Origin of the sequence: Nocardia sp. NBC_01503 (assembly GCF_036327755.1) — a bacterium.
Taxonomy (GTDB): Bacteria; Actinomycetota; Actinomycetes; order Mycobacteriales; family Mycobacteriaceae; genus Nocardia.
The window spans coordinates 1,828,865-1,848,657 of sequence record NZ_CP109596.1 but is presented as its reverse complement, the minus strand read 5'-3'; the positions used below and the strand labels follow the sequence as shown (position 1 = coordinate 1,848,657).

Sequence of the window (19,793 nt, the reverse complement as noted above, 5' to 3'; positions counted from 1 at the left end):
TGCAAACCGTGATTCGCGGAGGAATCAAGTGAATCTCAAGCGCAGCAGCGCCCTGATCGGTGTGCTGGCAGCAGCCGGCGCCATGACGCTGACCGCCTGTGGCAGCGACGACAACTCGGCCTCGACCGGGAATGTCGCCAAGATCGACGTCGCCTGCGGCGGCAAGACCGCGCTCAAGGCCAGCGGTTCGTCGGCCCAGAAGAACGCCATGGACCGCTTCATCGCCGCCTACGAGGGCAACTGCCCCAGCGCCAAGCTGGACTACACATCCTCGGGCTCCGGCGCGGGTGTGAACGAGTTCATCGGCGGCCAGACCGATTTCGCGGGCTCCGACTCGGCGCTGAGCGCCAAGAAGGGTGAGACCGACAAGGCCGCCGCCCGCTGCGGCAGCCCGGCCTGGAACCTGCCGACCGTCTTCGGCCCCATCGCCGTCACCTACAACGTGCCCGGCGTGACCGATCTGGTGCTGGACGCCCCGACCCTGGCCAAGATCTTCAACGGCCAGATCACCACCTGGGATGACGCCCACATCAAGGCGCTCAACACCGCCAAGGCCGACAAGCTGACCTCGGACAAGATCGCGGTCCTGTTCCGCTCCGACGAGTCCGGCACCACTGACAACTTCCAGACGTATCTGGACGCCGCCTCCGAGGGCGCGTGGGGCAAGGGCGCCGGTAAGGCGTTCGTCGGCGGCGTCGGTGAGGGCGCGAAGGGCAACGAGGGCACCTCGGCCGCCATCAAGAGCACCCCGTTCTCGATCACCTACAACGAGTGGTCGTTCGCCAAGGCGCAGAACCTGTCGGTGGCGCGCATCCTGACCACCAGCACCTCCAACGACCCGAAGCCGGTCGAGCTGACCACGGCGACCGCCGGTAAGGCGATCGACAGCGTCAAGATCGCCGGTCAGGGTAACGACCTGGTGCTGGACAACAGCTCGATCTACAAGCCCACCACCGGTGGCGCCTACCCGATCATGCTGGCCACCTACGAGATCGTCTGCTCGAAGTACAGCGACGCCGACACCGCCAAGGCTGTCAAGGCGTTCCTGACCTCGGCCGTCGGCAACGGTCAGACCGGCCTCGCGGACGCCGGCTACGTGCCGATCCCGGACGCGTTCAAGACCAAGCTGACCACCGCGATCAACGCCATTTCCTGATCGACTGATCGCCACCGACTGATCGAAGAAGCACCATGACCGTGCACGATGAAACAGCCTCGGCGGGCCTGTCGGTGACGACGGACCCGCGCGAGGACCGTGCCCAGCCGCCGGGGGATACTGCGCTCATGCCGACCGAACCCAGCACCAAGCCGGCCGCAGGGCGCAAGGCCCCGACGAAGTACGGGGCGGAGTTCATTTTCCGTTCGGCGGCCACCACCGCCGGCGGCGTGATCGTCGCGGCCATCGCGTTGATCGCGCTGTTCCTGCTGATTCGCGCGGTGCCCTCGGTGGCGGCGAACAAGGCGAACTTCTTCACCAGCACCGAGTTCAGCACCTCGAACCCGGACAACCTGCGCTTCGGCATCAAGGACCTGTTCATGGTCACGGTGCTGAGTTCGGTGTTGGCGCTGGCGATCGCGGTTCCCATCGGTGTGGGTATCGCGTTGTTCCTGACGCAGTACGCGCCGAAGGTGCTGGCTCGGCCGTTCTCCATGGTGGTCGACCTGCTGGCCGCGGTGCCTTCGATCGTGTTCGGTCTGTGGGGTGTACTGGTCCTGGCTCCGAAGATCGAGCCGTTCCAGCGCTTCCTGAACGAACATCTCGGTTGGTTCTTTCTCTTCTCCGACGGCAATGTCAGCATTGCCGGTGGTGGCACGATCTTCACCGCGGGCGTGGTGCTCGCGGTGATGATCCTGCCGATCATCACCTCCGTCAGTCGTGAGGTCTTCGGCCTGACCCCGCTCTCGCATGTCGAGGCGGCGCAGGCGCTGGGCGCCACCAAGTGGGAGGTCGTGCGCATGACGGTGCTGCCGTACGGCCGCTCCGGCATGATCGCGGGCTCCATGCTGGGCCTGGGTCGCGCGCTCGGTGAGACCATCGCCGTGCTCGTGGTGTTGCGCACCTCGGCACAGGCGGGTGGCTGGTCGCTGTTCGACGGCGGCTACACCTTCGCCTCCAAGATCGCCTCTGCCGCTTCGGAATTCAGCTCCAAGCTGCCTACCGGCGCTTATATCGCCGCCGGTTTCGTGTTGTTCGCTTTGACCTTCGTGGTCAACGCGCTGGCCCGGCTCGTCGCAGGCGGGAAGGTGAACGGATGACCACCACACTCGACAAGCCGATCAAGGCCCCGACCTTCCGGCACGTCAGCACCTCCCGCCGGATCAAGAACGGGCTGGCCACCGGCATCGTCTGGGCCTGCTTCGCGATCGCCCTGGTGCCGCTGCTGTGGGTGCTCTACACCGTCATCGAAAGGGGCTTCGACTCGATCGCCTCGCTCGACTGGTGGACCAAATCGCAGAAGGGCGTGCTGCCCGAGCAGTCCGCGGGCGGTGTCTACCACGCCATCTACGGCACCATCGTGCAGTCGGCCATGGCCGCGATAATCGCTGTGCCGCTGGGCATCATGGCCGCCATCTATCTGGTCGAATACGGCCGCGGCTGGCTGGCCAAGACCACCACGTTCATGGTCGACATCCTGGCGGGTGTGCCCTCGATCGTGGCGGCGCTGTTCATCTTCGCGCTGTGGATCGCCACTTTCGGTGCGCCGCAGAGTGCTTTCGCGGTCGCGCTGGCCCTGGTGTTGCTCATGCTGCCGGTGGTGGTGCGCAGCACCGAGGAGATGCTCAAGCTGGTTCCCGACGAATTGCGGGAGGCCTCTTACGCTCTCGGTATTCCGAAGTGGAAAACCATTCTGCGGATCGTGGTTCCGACCGCGGCCCCCGGCATGATCTCCGGCATTCTGCTCTCGGTGGCCCGTGTCATGGGTGAGACCGCACCCGTGCTGGTGCTGGTCGGCTACTCGAAGTCGATCAACCAGAACCTTTTCGACGGCAATATGGCCTCGCTTCCGCTGATGATCTACCAGGAGCTGGCCAACCCGGAACCCGCCGGCCGGGCCCGGGTGTGGGGCGCCGCCCTCACCCTGATCCTGATCATCGCGCTGCTGTACCTCGCCGCTGCGGCGGTCAACAAGCTGCTGACGCGGAACCGATAGAGGAACGGAAAAGACTGATGGCCAAGCGGATCGACGTCAAAGATCTCAATATCTACTACGGCAAATTCCATGCGGTCTCCGATGTTTCGCTGACCGTGCTGCCGCGCAGCGTGACCGCCTTCATCGGCCCGTCCGGCTGTGGTAAGTCCACCGTGCTGCGTGCGCTGAACCGCATGCACGAGGTGACCCCGAGTGCCCGTGTCGAGGGCGCGGTGCTGCTCGACGGTGAGGACATCTACGGCGCCACCATCGACCCGGTGGGCGTGCGGCGCACCATCGGCATGGTGTTCCAGCGGCCGAACCCGTTCCCCACCATGTCGATTCGCGACAATGTGGTGGCCGGGCTGAAGCTGCAGGGTGTGCGCGGTAAGAAGGAGCTCGAAGAGGTCGCCGAGCGCTCACTGCGCGGCGCGAACCTCTGGAACGAGGTCAAGGACCGGCTGGACAAGCCCGGTGGCGGGCTCTCGGGTGGTCAGCAGCAGCGGCTGTGCATCGCCCGTGCCATTGCCATCTCCCCGGATGTGCTGCTCATGGACGAGCCGTGTTCGGCCCTGGACCCCATCTCCACGCTCGCGATCGAGGATCTGATCTCCGAGCTGAAGAAGGAGTTCACGATTGTCATCGTCACGCACAATATGCAGCAGGCCGCGCGTGTGAGTGACCAGACGGCGTTCTTCAATCTGGAGGCGCAGGGCAAGCCCGGCAAGCTCATCGAGATCGACGAGACCGAGCGGATCTTCTCCAACCCGTCGCAGAAGTCCACCGAGGACTACATCTCGGGCCGTTTCGGATAGAAATCCCCGCCTCCCCGCGACTTCGAGCCGGGCCCAGGGGCCGCACCAGTTGCGTTGGCCACTGGCGGTGCCGTGGGTGCTGGGTTGGCCCGTACCCCGGGAGTTACCCGGATCCTTACGGGATCAGCGGTCGCTGTCCCATATCGATCGCTCGACGCGGCCCCGGACCACCAGGTCCGGGGCCGCTTTTTGCGTTGCGAACGGCTCCTGTGTGCTGCGTCATACATACCGTGGGAGGTTGTGTGCAACTCTCGGTAACATCTACTCTGACCGAGTTGGTAAACCAATCGGTCTAGTTGGAGGTGTCGGGTGACTGTTTCAATGGCGAACCGGGTATCCGGAACCGCCGGGATGAGTCGACAGGCGCGCATCGCCGCGCTGGTCGCCATCTGCCTGGCGGAACTGCTCGTGGTGCTGGACAACACGCTCGTGAATGTGGCGCTGCCATCCATGGCGGTACAGCTCGAAGCCGATATGAGCGGATTGCAGTGGATTGTCGACGCGTTCACGCTGGCGTTCTCGGGCCTGCTGCTCGCCATGGGGCATCTCGGTGACAGGTTCGGCCGGCGCAGGTTCATGATCATCGGATTGATCGGCGTCGCGGTCATGTCGGCGGCGGGGGCGCTCTCCTCCGGGCTCGGACAGGTCATCGCCGCCCGCGCGGGGATGGGAGTCTTCGCGGCGGTGGTGTTCCCGGCGACGCTGGCGCTGCTGATCAATATCTTCACCGATGCCAGGGAGCGGGCCGCGGCCGTCGCCTCCTGGACCGCCATGGCGGGTATCGCGGTCGCGCTCGGACCGACCATCGGCGGCTGGCTGCTGAAGTACTTCTCCTGGCATTCGGTGTTCTGGATCAATGTGCCGGTGGCGCTGATCGCCATCGCCGCGGTCATTGTCACGGTGCCGGAATCGCGTGCGGCGCATGTGGATCGGCTCGATCGCATCGGTATCGTGCTGTCGCTGGTGGGTGTGACGGCGCTGGTGTGGTCGATCATCGAAGCGCCCAAGCACGGCTGGCTGTCGGCGCAAAGCCTGGCGGGATACCTGCTTTCGATCCTGGCGTTGACGGTGTTCGTCGGCTGGGAGCTGCGGGTGGCGACACCGGTGCTGAATATGCGGCTGTTCCGCAATCGCCGCTTCGCACTCCCGTCGCTGGCCATCACCGTCTCCTACTTCGCGGCGTTCGGATTCCTGTTCCTGATCACGCAGTACTTCCAGGGCGTCAAGGAGCTGACCCCGCTCGAATTCGGCATCCACTCACTGCCTTTCGCGATCGCCGTCGGTTTCGGCGCACCCATCGCGACCATGCTGGCGCAGCGGTTCGGCACCACGGCCATGGTGGTGAGCGGACTGTTGATTCTCGCGGTGGCCATGTACATCGCGGGGCAGACGAGGGTCGAAACCGCCTATGTGGGACCGGTTGTGGTCTCCATGATCCTGATGGGCCTGGGATTCGCGGTGGTTCAGGGTCCGGCGACCGAATCCATCATGGGCTCGGTGCCTTTGGCGGAGGCGGGCGCGGGTTCGGCGGTCAATGACACCACCCGTGAGGTCGGCGGTGCGCTGGGTGTGGCGTTGCTCGGCTCGATCATGACCTCGGTGTACACCCACAATGTGGGTGACAAGATCGCCGGGATTCCCGATCAGATCATGAATCCGCAGCAGAAGGAGCTGGCGAGCAATACCCCGATCAGCGTCCTCGAGATCATCAAGACGCCGGTGAATCCCCTGCTGTCACAGGCGAAGACGGACCTGATCCACGCCATGAAGGTGGCCGCGCTTGACGGCGCGCAGGCGGCCTCCTACGTCGCGGTGGGCACCCTGGTCGTCGCGGCTCTCATTGTGGCGCTCACGCTGCCGTGGCGGCCGGAACGCCGTCCGTCGGTGCTGTTGGGCTGGCGCGAAAAAGAGCCCATCGCAACCGATTCGGATGCCGAGTCGGCGCGGCGGGCGTGAGACGGCTCGACGCCCGCACCGTGTCGTGTGCGGGCGTCGAGGCAATTCCCTTGTCGTCTCCGGATTTCAGGATGGATCCGGAGCCACGGGAGTTGTCAGATGCTTTCCTTCTCGGAATCCGGGTCCGGGGGCAGGACGCCGGTCACCAGGAACACCACGCGGCGTCCGATCTCCACGGCGTGATCGGCGAAGCGCTCGTAGTACCGGCCCAGCAGCGCCACATCGACGGCGGAGGGCACACCGAACTGCCAGTCGCGGTCCATGATCAGCGTGAACAGATGCTTGCGCAGATCGTCCATCGCCTCGTCGTCGTCGGTGAGCTTGGCGGCCCGCTCGGGATCGCGGGTCTCCAGCACCTCCTTGGCGGTCGCGCCCATCTTGACCGCGATCCGGCCCATTTCGGCGAAGTAGCTGTTGACCGCCTCGGGCACGGCGTGGTTCGGGAAGCGCCGACGGGTCATCTTGGCGACGTGCAGGGCGAGCGCGCCCATCCGGTTCACATCGGCGACGATCTGGATGGCGCTGACGACCTGCCGCAAATCACCGGCGACGGGGGCCTGCAGGGCCAGCAGTGCGAAGGCCTTCTCCTCGGCCAGCTGGATCATCTCGGCGATGCGGTCGTACTCGGTGATCACCTGCTCCGCGAGCTCGAGATCGGCATTGAGCAGCGAGTTGGTAGCCCGCTCCATGGCCGATCCGGCGAGCCCGGCCATGCCGCCGAGCAGATCGGCGAGCTCGGCCATTTGTTCGTTGTAGATGACACGCATGAGTCAAGACATTAGTGGTAGCCGCTGTCCAAGTCACCAACGGTGGGTGAATCATCGGTGCCGTTCCGGCTCGGCAACGTCGGCGCACGTCGAGAGCGTGCGGGCGGCCGCCTACTTGCAGGTGTCGTCGGCGGCGTTCACGTGTTCCAGGTCGGAGGGGAGTGTGATCGGGGCCGCACTAGCACCGCCGGAATCGGTGGGGATGTCGGGCAGCGACTGGCCGAACGCGACGGGCGCGCGCACGCTGCCCGCGTAGTCGGAGCCGAGCACGACCTCGACGATGCTGCCGAGTCCGGTGGCGGATTCCAGGACCGCGCCGGGCAGGGCGCTGGCGACCGTGGCGGCGGCGGCCTCATGCCCGCTGGAGTAGCGGACCAAGGTCTTGAGCGAGGTGCCGTCGGCGTAATTGCCGGTGCTGTAGATCTGGAAGCCCTGATTGGCGAGTTTGGTCGCGGCGGCGGAGGCCACGCCCGAGATGCCGGATCCGTTGGAGACCTGCAGCGATACCGTGGATGGGTCGACGGCGGTCAGCTTCGGTTTGGCAGGGGGCGCGTCGGCGGTGGTGGTCGCCGGATCGGACTTCTTCTCACCGGGCAGCGGCTGATCGTCGATGACCGCGCGGAAGATGGCCTTGATATCGGATTCGCGCGGAATCTCATTGCCGTACGAGGTGGTTCCGGCGGTCGGCACGGTCAGGAAGGTGATGGATCCGGCCTGCATCTTCTGCATGGACCGGCCCAGCATGAGCAGATCCTTGGTGGTGACGTTGTCCATGAAGGAGTGCTGGGCGAAGGCGTTGATGAAGCCGTTCATCTTGCCCGGATCGAAGAGCACCTTGCCGGACATCGCGCCACGCAGCAGCGAGGACAGAAAGCGCTGTTGCCGATTGATCCGGTCGTAGTCGCTGCGCTCTTCGCCGACCACATGCCGGGCACGGACGTAGTCCAGAGCGGTGGCGCCGTTCACGATCTGCTTGCCCGGAGTGGTCAACACCGTGCCGAGGACTTCGTCGACGAGGGGTTTGGTGGTGCAGACCTCGACGCCGCCGATGGTGTCGACCATGGTCTCGAAACCGGCGAAGTCGATGCCGACGAAGTGGTTGATCTTGAGGCCGGACATCTTCTGAATGACCTTGGTCAGGCACTTCGGCCCGCCGAGCGCGTAGACGGCATTGAGCTTGTCGCCGATGGCGGACGGGAAGCTCTCCCCGGTGTACGCGCCCTTGTCGTTGTCCCAGCCCTCGCAGACCGGGCGGGTGACGTCGAGGTCGCGGGGGAAGGAGACGGCGACCACGCGCTGCCGGTTGGCCGGAATGTTCACCAGCATGACGGTGTCCGAGCGTGCGCCTTCGGCGTCATTGGTATCGCCCGCGCCCAGTTGCGAATTCACGCCCGCGCGGGTGTCGGTGCCGACGATCAGGAAGTTCTCGTCGCCGTATTGCGCGTCGGCGTCGACCACGTCGGGGGAGTCGTTGTCGAGTGCGGAGACCTGGTTGAAGCCATTGTCCTTGGCGTGCAGGTAACTCCAGCCGCCGCCGGTGATCAGCATGGCGATGACCGCGAGCAGGGCGCCCGCGCTGCGCCCGGCGAGCCGCAGTCGGCGATCGCGCTTGCGGCGTGCGGGGGAGAGCGGTTTGGGTCCGACCGCGGTCGGGAGCGCGGTGGTGGGGTAGTCGGCGGGCGATTCGACGGGGGCGGTGGCCCGCAATTTCTTGCGCCCGGCGCGGGGCGGTTCGGTGATCGCGGGTAGTTCCTCGGTGACCGGATCCGCGGTCGGATCGATCCGTTCGGGCGGAACCGCGCGTCGCGCAGCGGTATTGGCGGGTGTGGCGACCCGGCGTAGGCCCTCGGCCGCGGCGTTGGCGGGGACGGTTCGCTGAGAACCGGTGCCGCCGGGCGGATTCGGGGGGACCACGTGCTGGGAGCCGGTGCCACCCTGGGGATTCGGCCGGACCGTGCGCTGCGAGCCGGTGGCCTCCGCACCGTGCCGGGAACCGTTGGGGGCGTTCGATTCCGGGGGCAGGGCGCGCCTGCCGGTGGTGTCGGCGGGTGGCTGCTGGGCGGGTTCGTCGTCGCGGCGGCGCCGGCGGCGGGATTTGCGTTCGCTGTCCACGCGTTCGACGAGATCCTGCACCGAGATGGGCGCGGAGCCGGGGTCCGGGTTGTCATTGTGCCGGGACCGCCGGGAGGCGCGAGGCTGGGCGTCGTCATCCGCGGGATAGCGCTCCCACGGGGCGCGACCTCCGGGCCGTGGCGTACGCCCGTACCGATCGTCACCCACCAACGAACCTCACTTTGCTTTTCGATGCCGACCGTCATGATAACGATTCCGCCACGGTCGACCACTCGAACGCCGATCCGGCGGGTGTGGCCGACCTCGCCACGCCCGGTTTCGGAGAGCCTGAGCTCGGCGAGTCGAGTGCTGTCGCGATCGGCCGGAGGGTTGCTGCGAAAAAGTGTGCCAGGGAGCGGGCTATCGCTGCGCCGACGCGGCGCCGAAGCTGTCAGGCGTTACGACTTCGCCGCTCAGCCGCCGCTGTGCATGACATCGGCGGCGCACGGCACGGTGGGATCCTCCGGATCGTCCAGCCAGCCGTCCGGTAGCGCGACCTTGCCGGGGGAGCCCTGGCGGCCGCGCGGGCCCTCGGCATCCTTGGGGAATGGCGCATCGGCGTCGAGTTGCCCGATCAGGTCGTCCAATCGCGCCATACTGCTGACCGTCGCGAAGCTGCGGCGTAGATCGCCGCCGATCGGGAAGCCCATCAGATACCAGGCCATATGCTTGCGGATATCGCGCATGGCCTTGTCCTCGCCGTCGTGCGCGACGAGCAGTTCGGTATGTCGGCGCAGGATCTCCCCGACCCGGCCCAGGTTCGGCGGGGCGGGCAGCGGTTCACCGCGCAGGGCGGCCTGGAGTTCGGCGAAAAGCCAAGGGCGGCCGAGGCATCCGCGGCCGACGACGACGCCGTCGCAGCCGGTCTCGGCCATCATGCGCAGGGCGTCGTCGGCGCTGAAGATATCGCCGTTGCCGAGCACCGGAATGCCGGTGACGGCCTCCTTGAGGCGGGTGATGGCGGTCCAGTCGGCCTCGCCGGAGTAGCGCTGGGCGGCGGTGCGGGCGTGCAGGGCGACCGCGGCCGCACCCTCCGCCTCGGCAATGCGGCCGGTGTCCAGGAAGGTGTGGTGCTCATCGTCGATGCCGATGCGGAACTTCACCGTGATCGGTACGCCCGCAGGTTCGGCCGCCGACACCATCGCCTTGACGATGTCGCGGAACAGCTGTCGCTTGTACGGCAGTGCCGCTCCGCCGCCGAGCCGCGTCACCTTGGGCACGGGACAGCCGAGGTTCAGGTCGATGTGGTCGGCCCATCCCTCGCCGACGATGATCCGTACGGCCTCGCCGACGGTCTTGGGGTCCACCGCGTACAGCTGCATCGATCGGGGACTCTCGTCCGCGCCGAACGACATCATGTGCAGCGTCTTCTCATTACGCTCCACCACGGCCCGCGCGGTGATCATCTCGCATACGTAAATCGAAGTGGCGCTGCCGAATTCCCGGCACAGCGTCCGGAAGGCCACATTGGTGATGCCGGCCATCGGAGCCAGTACGACGGCCGGATCGACCGGATACGGTCCGATCCGCAGCGCGGTCTTGGAGGCTTCGATCGAGGTCGTCACGCCCACCAGTGTCTCATCACCCGCCCGGTGCCCCCGCTCACATCCCCCGCGAGCAAGCTCTGAGAGATGAAACGGCTCCTCGCGACTCGAGGTCGCGAGGAGCCGGAGGCTGGGGGGTTTGGGGGCGAAGCCCCCGAGACCCCAGCGTCAGCGTCCCCCACACCCGGGGGTTTGGGGGCGGACCCCGACGCCTACGCGCGAGCGAAAGCCTTTTCTGCCTTGGCTGCTTCGCGGGCGAGCATCTTGTCGCGCTGCTCCTCGAACTTGAGGACGTCCTTGCCGAGCTTCTCGAGGAAGAGGCCCAGGCGTTCGCGGGTCTCCTCACCGCGTGCGGTGAAGTCGTCGCGCTCGAAGATGCGCCACTTCTTCAGGACCGGGTTGACCACTTCTTCCAGGTGCTGGCGCAGGTCGTAGATGCCGTGCTTGGCCATCAGGACGCCGTTGCGGCGGAAGTTCGGCATGCCAGCGCCCGGCATCTGGAAGTTCTCCAGGATGAGGGTGATGGCGTCCAGGGTCTGGTCGGGCGAAAGGTCAAGGGCCGCACCGCACATATTGCGGTAGAAGATCATGTGCAGGTTCTCGTCGGCGGCGATGCGCTGCAGCATGCGGTCGGCGATCGGGTCGTCGCAGACGCGTCCGGTGTTGCGGTGCGAGACGCGGGTGGCGAGTTCCTGGAAGGTCACGTAGGCGACCGAGTAGAGGAAGCCCGCATCGGTCTGGCTGACCTGTGCGGGGGAGGCGAAGCCGTTGGTCATGTGGATCATGCGGGCTTCTTCGAGGGCGACCGGGTCGACGGCGCGCGTGGTGACGAGGTAGTCGCGCATCACGATGCCGTGCCGGTTCTCCTCGGCGGTCCACCGGCCGACCCAGGTGCCCCAGGCGCCGTCCTGGGAGAAGTTCTCGGCGATCTCACGGTGGTAGGAGGGGAGGTTGTCCTCGGTGAGCAGGTTGGTGATCATCGAGGCCTTGGCGAGTTCGCTCAGCCGTGACTGCGACGGATCCCAGTCCTCGCCGCCCATGGCGGCGAAGTTGCGGCCCTCGTCCCACGGCACGTAGTCGTGCGGATGCCATTCCTTGGCCAGGGAGAGGTGCCGATCTACGTTCTCCGCGGCAACCGGCTCCAACTCCGTCAGTAGCTCGAGTTGAGTCAGATCCTTTGCCATGTATATGCCCTTCGTAATCGTGCGATCAAGCTGTCGTACCCTCGCCGGCCTGCCGCCGCGGCCCATACCTTACGGCACCGTATGGTGATGTGAAACTCATGCGAGTGCCATTGCGGGGTCAGTGAGAGATGTCATATGACAAGCGGCCCACGGCGCCCTGTCTATCGCCGTGAGCCGCAGTTCGTTAGCCGCGCACCGTGTCTCGATGCATACTCACTTCTTGCCGAGCAGTCCGCCCAGTACGTTGCCGAGCACATTTCCGGCGTTCTGGCCGACGGCCTTGCCGAGGATGTCCCCGAGTCCGCCGCCGCCCTTACCGCCGGTGGCGCCGCCGAGCAGGCTGCCCAGGATGTCGCCGATACCGCCGCCACCGCTGGCAGCGGCTTCGCCGCCGGTGGCCGCGCCGCCACCGCCCATTGCCTTCTTACCAAGGTAGGCCAACACGATGGGGGCGAGCATGGGGAGCAGTTTGGCCATCAGGTCCTGCGCGTTACCGCCGCCCACATTGCCGAGCGCGCTGATCACCGTGTTCTTCTCGGTGCCGAAGGTCTGATCGACGATCTGGTTGCCGTTTTCGGTGTCGACCTGGTTGATGTCGACGCCGCCGTCGAGCAGACCGTGCGGCTGGTTGGCGACTTCGCCTTCGAGGTTCAGGCCGACGTCGGGGTTGCCGGCCTGTGCCTGGAATCCGCCGAGGAGGACGGGAATGGCCGCGTTGATCGCGGTGGTGGCGGTCGCCTCGTCGACTCCGAGCTTGTCGGCGATCTGTGCGACGGGCACATTGGAGAGCAGGTCATCGAAGGAAGTCATGAACTCCGCCTGTGGTGTTGGCATCCCGGAAAAGCCCTACCCGGGTCACGGTAGGCGAAATCCGGACAGATTGCCACGGATTCGCCAATGTGGCGAGGGGCCCGAATGTAGTATCCCGGACCCCTCGGCAACTGTGTCCCGAACAGGGACAAACGGTGCCCCCAGCAGGGCTCGAACCTGCGACCTGCGGATTAAAAGTCCGTAGCTCTACCAACTGAGCTATAGGGGCGCGGCGGTGAGTTTAGTAGGTTGACCCCGCAACTGTTAAACGAGTATCCGATTGTGTTCTGACGTGGGGCATTTGCGCTGGTCGTGGCGGTTCGCGTCGAGTGTGTCGTGGTGTCGCCGGGCGTTGCGGGCCGATCATGGGGTTGGGCTCGGGGGTGGCGGCGGCGGGGGGACCGCCGGGTTACCGGATGTCCGGTTCGCGGGGTGCCGGGTGGTGGTAGACCGACCGGTTGTGCCGAAGGGGTGACCGCTTGTGCCGATCCCCTATTTTCGGGGGCATCGGGGTGGGTCCCCCGGGGCACGATGAGGGGCTGTGAGGGTGCGGACCGGTCGGTGGGGATTGTGAGGGGGCGAGGGGCGCGCCCCCGCCGCCGTCCGAGCGTGCTCGCGCCCGCCGGAACCGGCGCTGTACTGCTGTTCGGCAATCGCGTTGACTCGCAGATTGTTTCGATGCGCCTAATTGTGAATATCATCCAATGGTGATGTGGTGCAAGCGTTTTGGGTCGTGGGGAGGGAACCGGGTCGATTCGGCACCGGTGCGGTGGCCGTGCCGCGCCGGCGCCGCCGGGCGTTCCGGGGTGGGGTCCGCGGGTGCGGTCGAATGGCGAACATCCGTGGGATATGGGCGAATTCAGCTTTTCGGACCATTCGCCCAGTGGTTAGCTGGGGAATTGCGGCTTTCGATAGGGGGCGTGCTGGCTAACTGACTCTCCGGTACACCTCACGCAGGGTGCGCATTCCGGGTACGGTGACCGACTGGTGAATTCCTGAAGAACCGGGATTGCCCCGGTAGCACGGGATTCGGCTTATCGTTGAAGTGCCCGAACGTGTTGCGACCGGTTCCGGCCGATCGTGGCTCCAACAGATCAGGCTGCGGGAGGCCCATCCAGACGACTTGAACGCCCGGGTGCGCACCCCCTGCGGCGCACCCGGGCGGGAAAAACTATACCAGTTGGTGTGTTTCAAGTTTTTCGCGCTTTTTCGTACCAAAAGTTTGGTAATTCGGGCGAAGCCCGTTTTGAAGTATTTGAAAGACACGTAACTTTGCGTCGATGGCGCTTTGTGGAACACCACGGAGTAGCCAGCGGCGGTAGCTAGCTTCGGAGGCGTTTCGAGCATGGCACGGCAGCAAGAGCGGGCCCGCCGGACACGCGCGGCGATCATAAGGTCCGCCGCCGTTGAGTTCGGGAAGAGCGGCTATGCCGCTGCATCGCTCAACCGCATATTGGAAGGTTCACGCGCGACCAAGGGCGCCATGTACTTTCACTTCGACTCCAAGGAGGACCTGGCTCGCGCGGTCTTGGAAGCGGCCGTCGACCGCTACCGCGCGTCCACCGAAAGATGGCTCGGCAGAGGGGATCTCGGACCCCTGGATGTCCTGCACGGCATGATCGACGAGATCGCGCTGCGGTTGGAGAACGACATCATCATCCAGGCCGAGTTCCGGCTCATCATCGAACCGGAGTTCTATCGCGATATCCAGGCCGGTGGCGGTCGCATTCTCGGGCGGTCCATCCGGCTGCTCGCGGTGCGGGCGATCGAGCACAAGCAATTGCGCCAGGACGCCGATCCGGATCGTTTCACCCGCACACTGGCGGCGGCCCTGGCGGGTCAGCGCTATATCGCCGATGTGCTGGGCGGTCCGGTGGATCTGCGTTCCCGGTTCACCGAGGCGCTCGAGATGATCGTGGAAGCCACCGCGACTCCCGAGTGGACCGAGGAGTTCCGGCGCGTCGGATGGCGGGTGTCCGCCAAGTTGGAAGATCTCAATTTGGCTGTTTGACCAGCAGATTTGGGATTACGGCGGATGCTGTCATAAGCTATCTCCGCTCCCAACGGAAGCCGTTGAGTGTAAACGGTCCAGAGAAATCTGGCGGGCCCCCTTCGTCTAGCGGCCTAGGACGCCGCCCTTTCAAGGCGGTAGCGCGGGTTCGAATCCCGTAGGGGGTACAACAGTGGAGACACTGTTGTTGAGGAGCAGAGCAAGGCCCTGTGGCGCAGTTGGTTAGCGCGCCGCCCTGTCACGGCGGAGGTCGCGGGTTCGAGTCCCGTCAGGGTCGCAAGACTTATCTTGGCATTCGATACCGGGTGCTTCGGCCAGGTAGCTCAGTTGGTACGAGCGTCCGCCTGAAAAGCGGAAGGTCGCCGGTTCGATCCCGGCTCTGGCCACCATAGTCATCAAGGACCGCACCCTCGGGTGCGGTCTTTTTTGCGTGTTCGGCACGGGGCCTTCTGATCTTGGTGGGATGCTGGGGTCATGGCTGAGGAAGACAACCAGTGGTACTACTGCATCGACCATCACCGGGCCGAACAGGGTAAGCAGTGCTGGGTGGGTGGCCGGATGGGCCCGTATCCCGACAAGGCAACTGCCGAAAGGGCTTTGGAGATCGCGAAGGCGCGGAATAGGGCCGCGGATGAAGGCGAGGACTGATCTCGTAAGATCGGGGTAACTCCTGGGGCACGCTCGAAATTGGGTTGGCTCCCAACCGCAGGCACGCGTGTCCAACCGTCGACGGCTCTTTGCTGGGCGCTGAAGATGCGGGGAGGCGGGGGAGTGCAGAAACGACGATGTGCCCGCCCGTGCTGGGGGTACGGGCGAGAATCGAGCGGGAGGGCGACCCTTGAAGGTGACCGTTGTGGTGCCGACCTACAACGAGCGGGAGAACCTGCCGGTGGCGGTGGAACGACTCACCGCGCTACCGGTGGCCGACCTGCATGTGCTGGTGGTGGACGACAATTCACCCGACGGCACCGGCGAGGTGGCCGACAAGCTGGCCGTGGACCTGCCGAATGTGGTCGGCGTGCTGCACCGTACCGAGAAGGACGGGCTGGGCCGCGCCTACATCGCGGGCATCACCAAGGCCCTGGACGAGGGCGCGGATGTGGTGATCCAGATGGATGCCGACCTCTCGCATCCGGCCGAGGTCATCCCGGCCATGCTGGAGAAGCTGGAGACCACCGACGCGGGCGTCGTGCTCGGGTCCCGTTACGTGCCCGGCGGTTCCACCGCCGAGGAGTGGAAGTGGCATCGCAAGGCGCTCTCGGCGTGGGCGAACTTCTACGTGAATCTGATTCTGCGCCTGGGCGTCAAGGACGCGACCGCCGGTTTCAAGGCGTGGAAGGCCGATACGCTGCGCGCCATCGATGTGGCGTCGATCAAGAGCAATGGCTACTCGTTCCAGGTGGAGATGAACTACCGGACGGTCAAGAAGGGCATTGCCATCGCCGAGGTGCCGATCCGCTTCGAGGAGCGCACCAAGGGCGCGTCCAAGATGACATTCAAGGTGCAGCTGGAGTCGGCGCTGATGCCGTGGAAGCTGTTGTTCGGCAAGCAGGTCTAGTTCTCCGGCCAGTGCAGCAGGGTGTCGACGAAGAGTTGACGGACCCGCTCCACCTCGTCGTCCAGCTGTGCGGGGTCCCAGCCGCTGACGTCGATGGGTGGCAGGACGGCGACGTCGACCACCCCTTTCCGTACCACCGCCGAGTTCCGCCAGGCGATTTCGCCCGCATTGCGGATGACGACCGGGATGATCGGTACCCCCGCCTGGATGGCGATGTGGAATGCGCCCTTCTTGAAGGCGCCCACGCGCGGTGTGAGCGACCGGGTGCCCTCCGGAGCGATGACGACCGACAGTCCGCCCCTGAGGGTTTCGACGACGGGCTGCAAGGCCGCGCGGGCGGCGGCGCTGTCGCCGCGGTTGATGAAGGTGACCTCCACGAATCGCATGAGCGGTCCGAACAGCGGATTGTTGGCGACCTCCTGCTTGGCGACACCGGTGAATCCCGCACCGAGCACCTCGGCGATCACGATGATGTCGAATTGACTCTGGTGATTGAAGATGAAGACGGCGGGCCTTGGGGCGCGGGCATTTTCGGCCCCGGACACGCGTACGCGCACACCGGTGCCGCGCAGTGTGGAGTCGGCGGCGACGGTCATCATGGAATCGGCCATCTGCCTGCGCTGTTTGGTGTGCGCCTTGGCGGCGACCCCGAAGAGCGCGCCGCCGACCAGTGCCCCGAAGCCGCTGACGGTGCGCGCGTAGTCGGTCGGTTTGGGGGCCTGCCGGGGCCGGAAATGCAGTACCGGCCAACTCTTCTCGGCGGCCTCGAGTACCACGCGCGGATCCGGGTTGACGGCGAACGGATGCCCCGCGAGTTGGAGTAGCGGCAGGTCCGCGGCGCTGTCGGCATAGATCCAGCTCTGGGCGAGGTCGATGCCGCGGGTGGCGGCGAACCGGCGGACCGCGTCCGCTTTGCCATTGCGCCACAGCGGTTTTCCGTCGACGTGCCCGGTCAGGACGCCGTCCTGTACGGACATGGTGGTGCACAGTACGTTCGGTATGCCCAGCTCTTCCGCGACGGGTTGGACCTGATACCTGGTCAGCGAGCTGACGAGTATCAGTGTGTGCCCGGCGGTTTCGTGTTCGCGTACCAGGCGCCAGGCTTCGGGGTAGAGGTGGCCGTGCACGGTCCTGTGGAACAGTGCCGCGCCGAGTTCGTCGAGTTCGGTCTCGGGTACTCCGGCCCAGGTGTGCATGGCCTGCTGCAGGAATCGCTCGTACTCGCCCTCACTGCGCGCCCCGCGGATACTGCCGAGCATCACATTGGTGACGGCGGTGCGCCCGCTGCGCCGCCGCACCAGGCGTTCGAGTGCGGCGGGTGGATTGAATCCGCTGACCACGGTCCCGCCGAAGTCGAAGACCGCCGCGACCCGTGGCCCCCGCGGACCGCTCCGGATGGCCGCCACCGCCTCCTCGAGATCCATTGCGCCGATGGGCTGTTCGATGATGCCGACGCCAGGCGCGAGGAGTTCACCGCCGGAGGCTCGGTGCGTCATAGCGCATCCAGCCGGTTGGACGGGTCGAGGGTGGCGGCGCGGGAGATGCGACCGCCGATGGCCCGCAGTTCGGCGGCGAAGTGGGTGCGCCGGGTGACCAGGTCCTGTGGGTCGTCGCCGGCTTCGAGCAGACCGTGATTATCGGCGAGTTTGAGTGCGCTGCCGAATAATTCGGAGGAGACCGATTCGGGGCTGTGCAATCGCTGTTGTAACAGCATCTGTTTGCCCACCTGCAGACATTCGTCGATGAACGTCTTCTTGTCGATGGTGACGGCGGGATCGCGGGCGGCGAGGCGTTCGGCCACCACGAGTTGGGCGTCGAAGAAGGATCGCAGTACCCGGTGCGCCATCATGAAACCGGATTCCGCCAGGCGGGCCAGGATTTCCGAGCCGACGGTGCCTGCCGCGGTGCGCCGATGCCACTCCGGATCGACCCGCAACATTTCAGCGGTGAGCTGGCTGGTGAACTCGGTGCGTTCGGGGAAGAAGAATTCGAATTTGAGCAGGTCGCGCAGCCGGTAGGCGGCCTCCCAGCCGACGCGCAGCTGATCGCCCTCGGGCGCCTCGACGGCGGTGAGTACGGCCAGCTCGAGGATGGCGCGATTGGCGAACCAGTGCACCGCGCTATTGCGGTAGAACGCGGCCTCGAGGTGTGCGCCCGCGCCGATGGCGTAGACCGGTTCCAGGCCACCGCGATACACGGTGACGACCTTGGCGACGGCGAGCTGCTCCAGCACCACGGCCAGGCCGTGATCATCGCGCAGGGTCTCGAGCTCACCGCGCGGCAGGTTCCGGTCTTCGATGTAGTCGAGCACGGGTGCGATGGCATTGCCCAGTTCGGCGCGGGTGAGCGCGCGCTCGTGCACACCGAGCAGGACCAGGGTGGTGAGGGCGTTGACGGTGATCGGGGTGACGTCGTTGATGCCGACGGCGACCTCGAAGGCGAGCCGCTGCACCGCCCGGTGCTCCAGCTCCTCCAGCTCGGGTTCGGCTGTCAGGGCGTGCGTCTTCAACGGATCGCCGTGTGCCGACAGCCGGTCGCGGGCGGAGAGCGGATTCCCGAATCGCACGTAGACATGTCCGGCGGAGTGCTGTTGATTGCGCACATACCGGGCCAGCCAGGCCAATCCCTCGGCCTGTTTCATACCGCCGGTCTGTTCGTCGGCAATGGCTCCGATTTCATTGAGTCGCTCATAGGTGATGGAGACCGGAACGAGCATCACATCGTCGATGCGGGATGAACGCAAAGCCGCCGCAAGGTAATTCAACAATCCATAGCGCGGGGGCCGGAGTTTTCCGGTGCGGGTGCGTCCGCCTTCGAAATACCATTCGAGATTGAATCGTTTGGCGAGGAGATAGGCGAAGTATTCTTCGACGACCGCTTTGTATACCTCGTCATCGCCGAAACTGCGCCGGATGAATACGGTTCCGGTACGCCGGGCAATGGGTCCGATCGGCCAGAACTTCAGGTTTGCCCCGCCGACCACATGATTGGGCGGAAAGTCATTGCGCGCCAGAATATCCCCGAGGACGAAGGCGTCCACATAGGAGCGATGCGAGGGCAGGAATACCAGTGGATAGCGGCGGTTCAGCGCGCGCAGCCGGTCGAGTCCGATGGGGTCGTCGTCGACCTTCCAGGTGGAGGCGTGCACCGGCCGCATGGCCTGGGTGAACAGATCCGAGACCAGGCGGCTCTGCGCGGCGACGAGTTCGCGCAGCGCCTTCTCGGCGCGCCGGTACACCTCGCGCGGGTTCGTATCCGCCTGTTCGGCAATGGCATCGAGGCGGCGCAGGAATTCGGGGGAGTCCAGGATCTCCTCGGCCACCAGGCGCGGCACCTTGTAGCGGTCGCCGATCACCGCGCGTTCGGCGCGTTCGAGGGCGACGGTGCCCGCGCGCACGATGGCGCGCGCGAAAGATTCGGGGGCGCCGACGGATCCGGGATTATTGGCGCGCAGCTCGCTGAGCCGGGCGGGTGCGCCGGTGAGGACCAGATGCCGGTCCGGGGCCTTGGTGACGAGCCTGCGCTGCATGAACCGATTGGGTTTGCGCGGATTCGAGAGGGTGACCAGGTCGCCGAAGCTGGTGCGCCGCACACCGTCTCGCTCGGGCGGCAGCCACAGGACGCGGACCGGCACCACCAGCGGATCGTCATGCCGCTCGACGAGGCGGGTGGTGAGGGCGTCCGGGTCCAGATCGATCTGGATGACGGGCGCGGCGGTGCCGAACTCCTGGGCGATACCGCCCTCTGCGAGCCAGTTGCCGATGAGTTCGCGTTCGACCCGTCCGGCGGCGTCGACGAGCGCGACCACCGACCCGGGGGTGCTGGCGGCCTCCGGGAGCCGACTGTCGTGATCGAGCATCTGTTATTACCTCCGCACGTGGACCGCCGCAATCCATTGAAGCCGA

15 protein-coding genes and 4 tRNA genes are annotated in these 19,793 nt (G+C 65.8%); 11 read left to right on the top strand and 8 right to left on the bottom strand.

From position 1 onward, the window contains the following. Window positions 1-28 precede the first annotated feature (28 nt). From pstS to OHB26_RS08180, 5 genes are all read left to right on the top strand, one after another. Window positions 29-1,156: a phosphate ABC transporter substrate-binding protein PstS gene (pstS, locus tag OHB26_RS08200; RefSeq protein WP_330183599.1), complete on the top strand. Its 1,128-nt coding sequence runs from the start codon at window positions 29-31 to the stop codon at window positions 1,154-1,156. 128 nt (window positions 1,157-1,284) lie between these two features. Continuing rightward, window positions 1,285-2,256: a phosphate ABC transporter permease subunit PstC gene (pstC, locus tag OHB26_RS08195; RefSeq protein WP_330185538.1), complete on the top strand. Its 972-nt coding sequence runs from the start codon at window positions 1,285-1,287 to the stop codon at window positions 2,254-2,256. Next, window positions 2,253-3,152: a phosphate ABC transporter permease PstA gene (gene pstA / locus OHB26_RS08190; RefSeq protein ID WP_330183598.1), complete on the top strand. Its 900-nt coding sequence runs from the start codon at window positions 2,253-2,255 to the stop codon at window positions 3,150-3,152. Before pstC ends, pstA begins: the two co-directional genes overlap by 4 nt. A 17-nt stretch (window positions 3,153-3,169) precedes the next feature. Next, window positions 3,170-3,946, top strand: a complete 777-nt coding sequence (gene pstB / locus OHB26_RS08185) for a phosphate ABC transporter ATP-binding protein PstB (RefSeq protein WP_330183597.1) — start codon at window positions 3,170-3,172, stop codon at window positions 3,944-3,946. Between the two features lie 351 nt (window positions 3,947-4,297). Further along, on the top strand, window positions 4,298-5,902 hold the full coding sequence (locus tag OHB26_RS08180) for an MFS transporter (RefSeq protein WP_330183596.1): 1,605 nt from the start codon (window positions 4,298-4,300) through the stop codon (window positions 5,900-5,902). A gap of 95 nt (window positions 5,903-5,997) precedes the next feature. Here OHB26_RS08180 and phoU read toward each other — a convergent pair whose 3' ends face one another. From phoU to OHB26_RS08150, 6 genes are all read right to left on the bottom strand, one after another. Continuing rightward, on the bottom strand, window positions 5,998-6,669 hold the full coding sequence (phoU, locus tag OHB26_RS08175) for a phosphate signaling complex protein PhoU (RefSeq protein ID WP_067568412.1): 672 nt from the start codon (window positions 6,667-6,669) through the stop codon (window positions 5,998-6,000). Between the two features lie 111 nt (window positions 6,670-6,780). Beyond that, the gene (locus OHB26_RS08170; RefSeq protein WP_330183595.1) at window positions 6,781-8,949 is read right to left on the bottom strand and encodes an LCP family protein; all 2,169 of its coding nucleotides are present in this window, start codon (window positions 8,947-8,949) and stop codon (window positions 6,781-6,783) included. Window positions 8,950-9,194: 245 nt separating this feature from the next. Beyond that, window positions 9,195-10,352 (bottom strand): tRNA dihydrouridine synthase DusB, encoded by a 1,158-nt coding sequence (gene dusB / locus OHB26_RS08165; protein ID WP_442942875.1) that lies wholly within the window; start codon window positions 10,350-10,352, stop codon window positions 9,195-9,197. A gap of 185 nt (window positions 10,353-10,537) precedes the next feature. Continuing rightward, on the bottom strand, window positions 10,538-11,509 hold the full coding sequence (locus OHB26_RS08160; protein ID WP_330183594.1) for an acyl-ACP desaturase: 972 nt from the start codon (window positions 11,507-11,509) through the stop codon (window positions 10,538-10,540). A 213-nt stretch (window positions 11,510-11,722) separates the two neighbouring features. Next, window positions 11,723-12,319, bottom strand: coding sequence for a DUF937 domain-containing protein (locus tag OHB26_RS08155; protein WP_330183593.1), 597 nt, complete (start codon window positions 12,317-12,319; stop codon window positions 11,723-11,725). A 156-nt stretch (window positions 12,320-12,475) separates the two neighbouring features. Further along, a tRNA-Lys gene (locus OHB26_RS08150) sits at window positions 12,476-12,548 on the bottom strand. 1,116 nt (window positions 12,549-13,664) lie between these two features. On the opposite strand from OHB26_RS08150, the gene OHB26_RS08145 reads away from it, so the two are divergent. From OHB26_RS08145 to OHB26_RS08120, 6 genes are all read left to right on the top strand, one after another. Then, window positions 13,665-14,330, top strand: coding sequence for a TetR/AcrR family transcriptional regulator (locus OHB26_RS08145; RefSeq protein WP_330183592.1), 666 nt, complete (start codon window positions 13,665-13,667; stop codon window positions 14,328-14,330). A 94-nt stretch (window positions 14,331-14,424) separates the two neighbouring features. Further along, window positions 14,425-14,497 (top strand) — tRNA-Glu (locus OHB26_RS08140). A 36-nt stretch (window positions 14,498-14,533) separates the two neighbouring features. Continuing rightward, window positions 14,534-14,607 (top strand) — tRNA-Asp (locus OHB26_RS08135). A gap of 35 nt (window positions 14,608-14,642) precedes the next feature. Further along, window positions 14,643-14,719, top strand: a tRNA-Phe gene (locus OHB26_RS08130). An 85-nt stretch (window positions 14,720-14,804) separates the two neighbouring features. Continuing rightward, on the top strand, window positions 14,805-14,978 hold the full coding sequence (locus OHB26_RS08125; protein WP_330183591.1) for a hypothetical protein: 174 nt from the start codon (window positions 14,805-14,807) through the stop codon (window positions 14,976-14,978). Window positions 14,979-15,168: 190 nt separating this feature from the next. Beyond that, window positions 15,169-15,888: a polyprenol monophosphomannose synthase gene (locus OHB26_RS08120; RefSeq protein ID WP_330183590.1), complete on the top strand. Its 720-nt coding sequence runs from the start codon at window positions 15,169-15,171 to the stop codon at window positions 15,886-15,888. On the opposite strand, the gene OHB26_RS08115 is transcribed toward OHB26_RS08120, so the two are convergent. Further along, window positions 15,885-17,384, bottom strand: a complete 1,500-nt coding sequence (locus OHB26_RS08115; protein WP_330183589.1) for an HAD-IB family hydrolase — start codon at window positions 17,382-17,384, stop codon at window positions 15,885-15,887. The two genes, OHB26_RS08120 and OHB26_RS08115, sit on opposite strands and share 4 nt — an antisense overlap. After that, window positions 17,381-19,747: a glycerol-3-phosphate 1-O-acyltransferase gene (locus OHB26_RS08110; RefSeq protein WP_330183588.1), complete on the bottom strand. Its 2,367-nt coding sequence runs from the start codon at window positions 19,745-19,747 to the stop codon at window positions 17,381-17,383. The genes OHB26_RS08115 and OHB26_RS08110 overlap by 4 nt, the downstream gene beginning before the upstream one ends. Window positions 19,748-19,793: the final 46 nt, after the last annotated feature.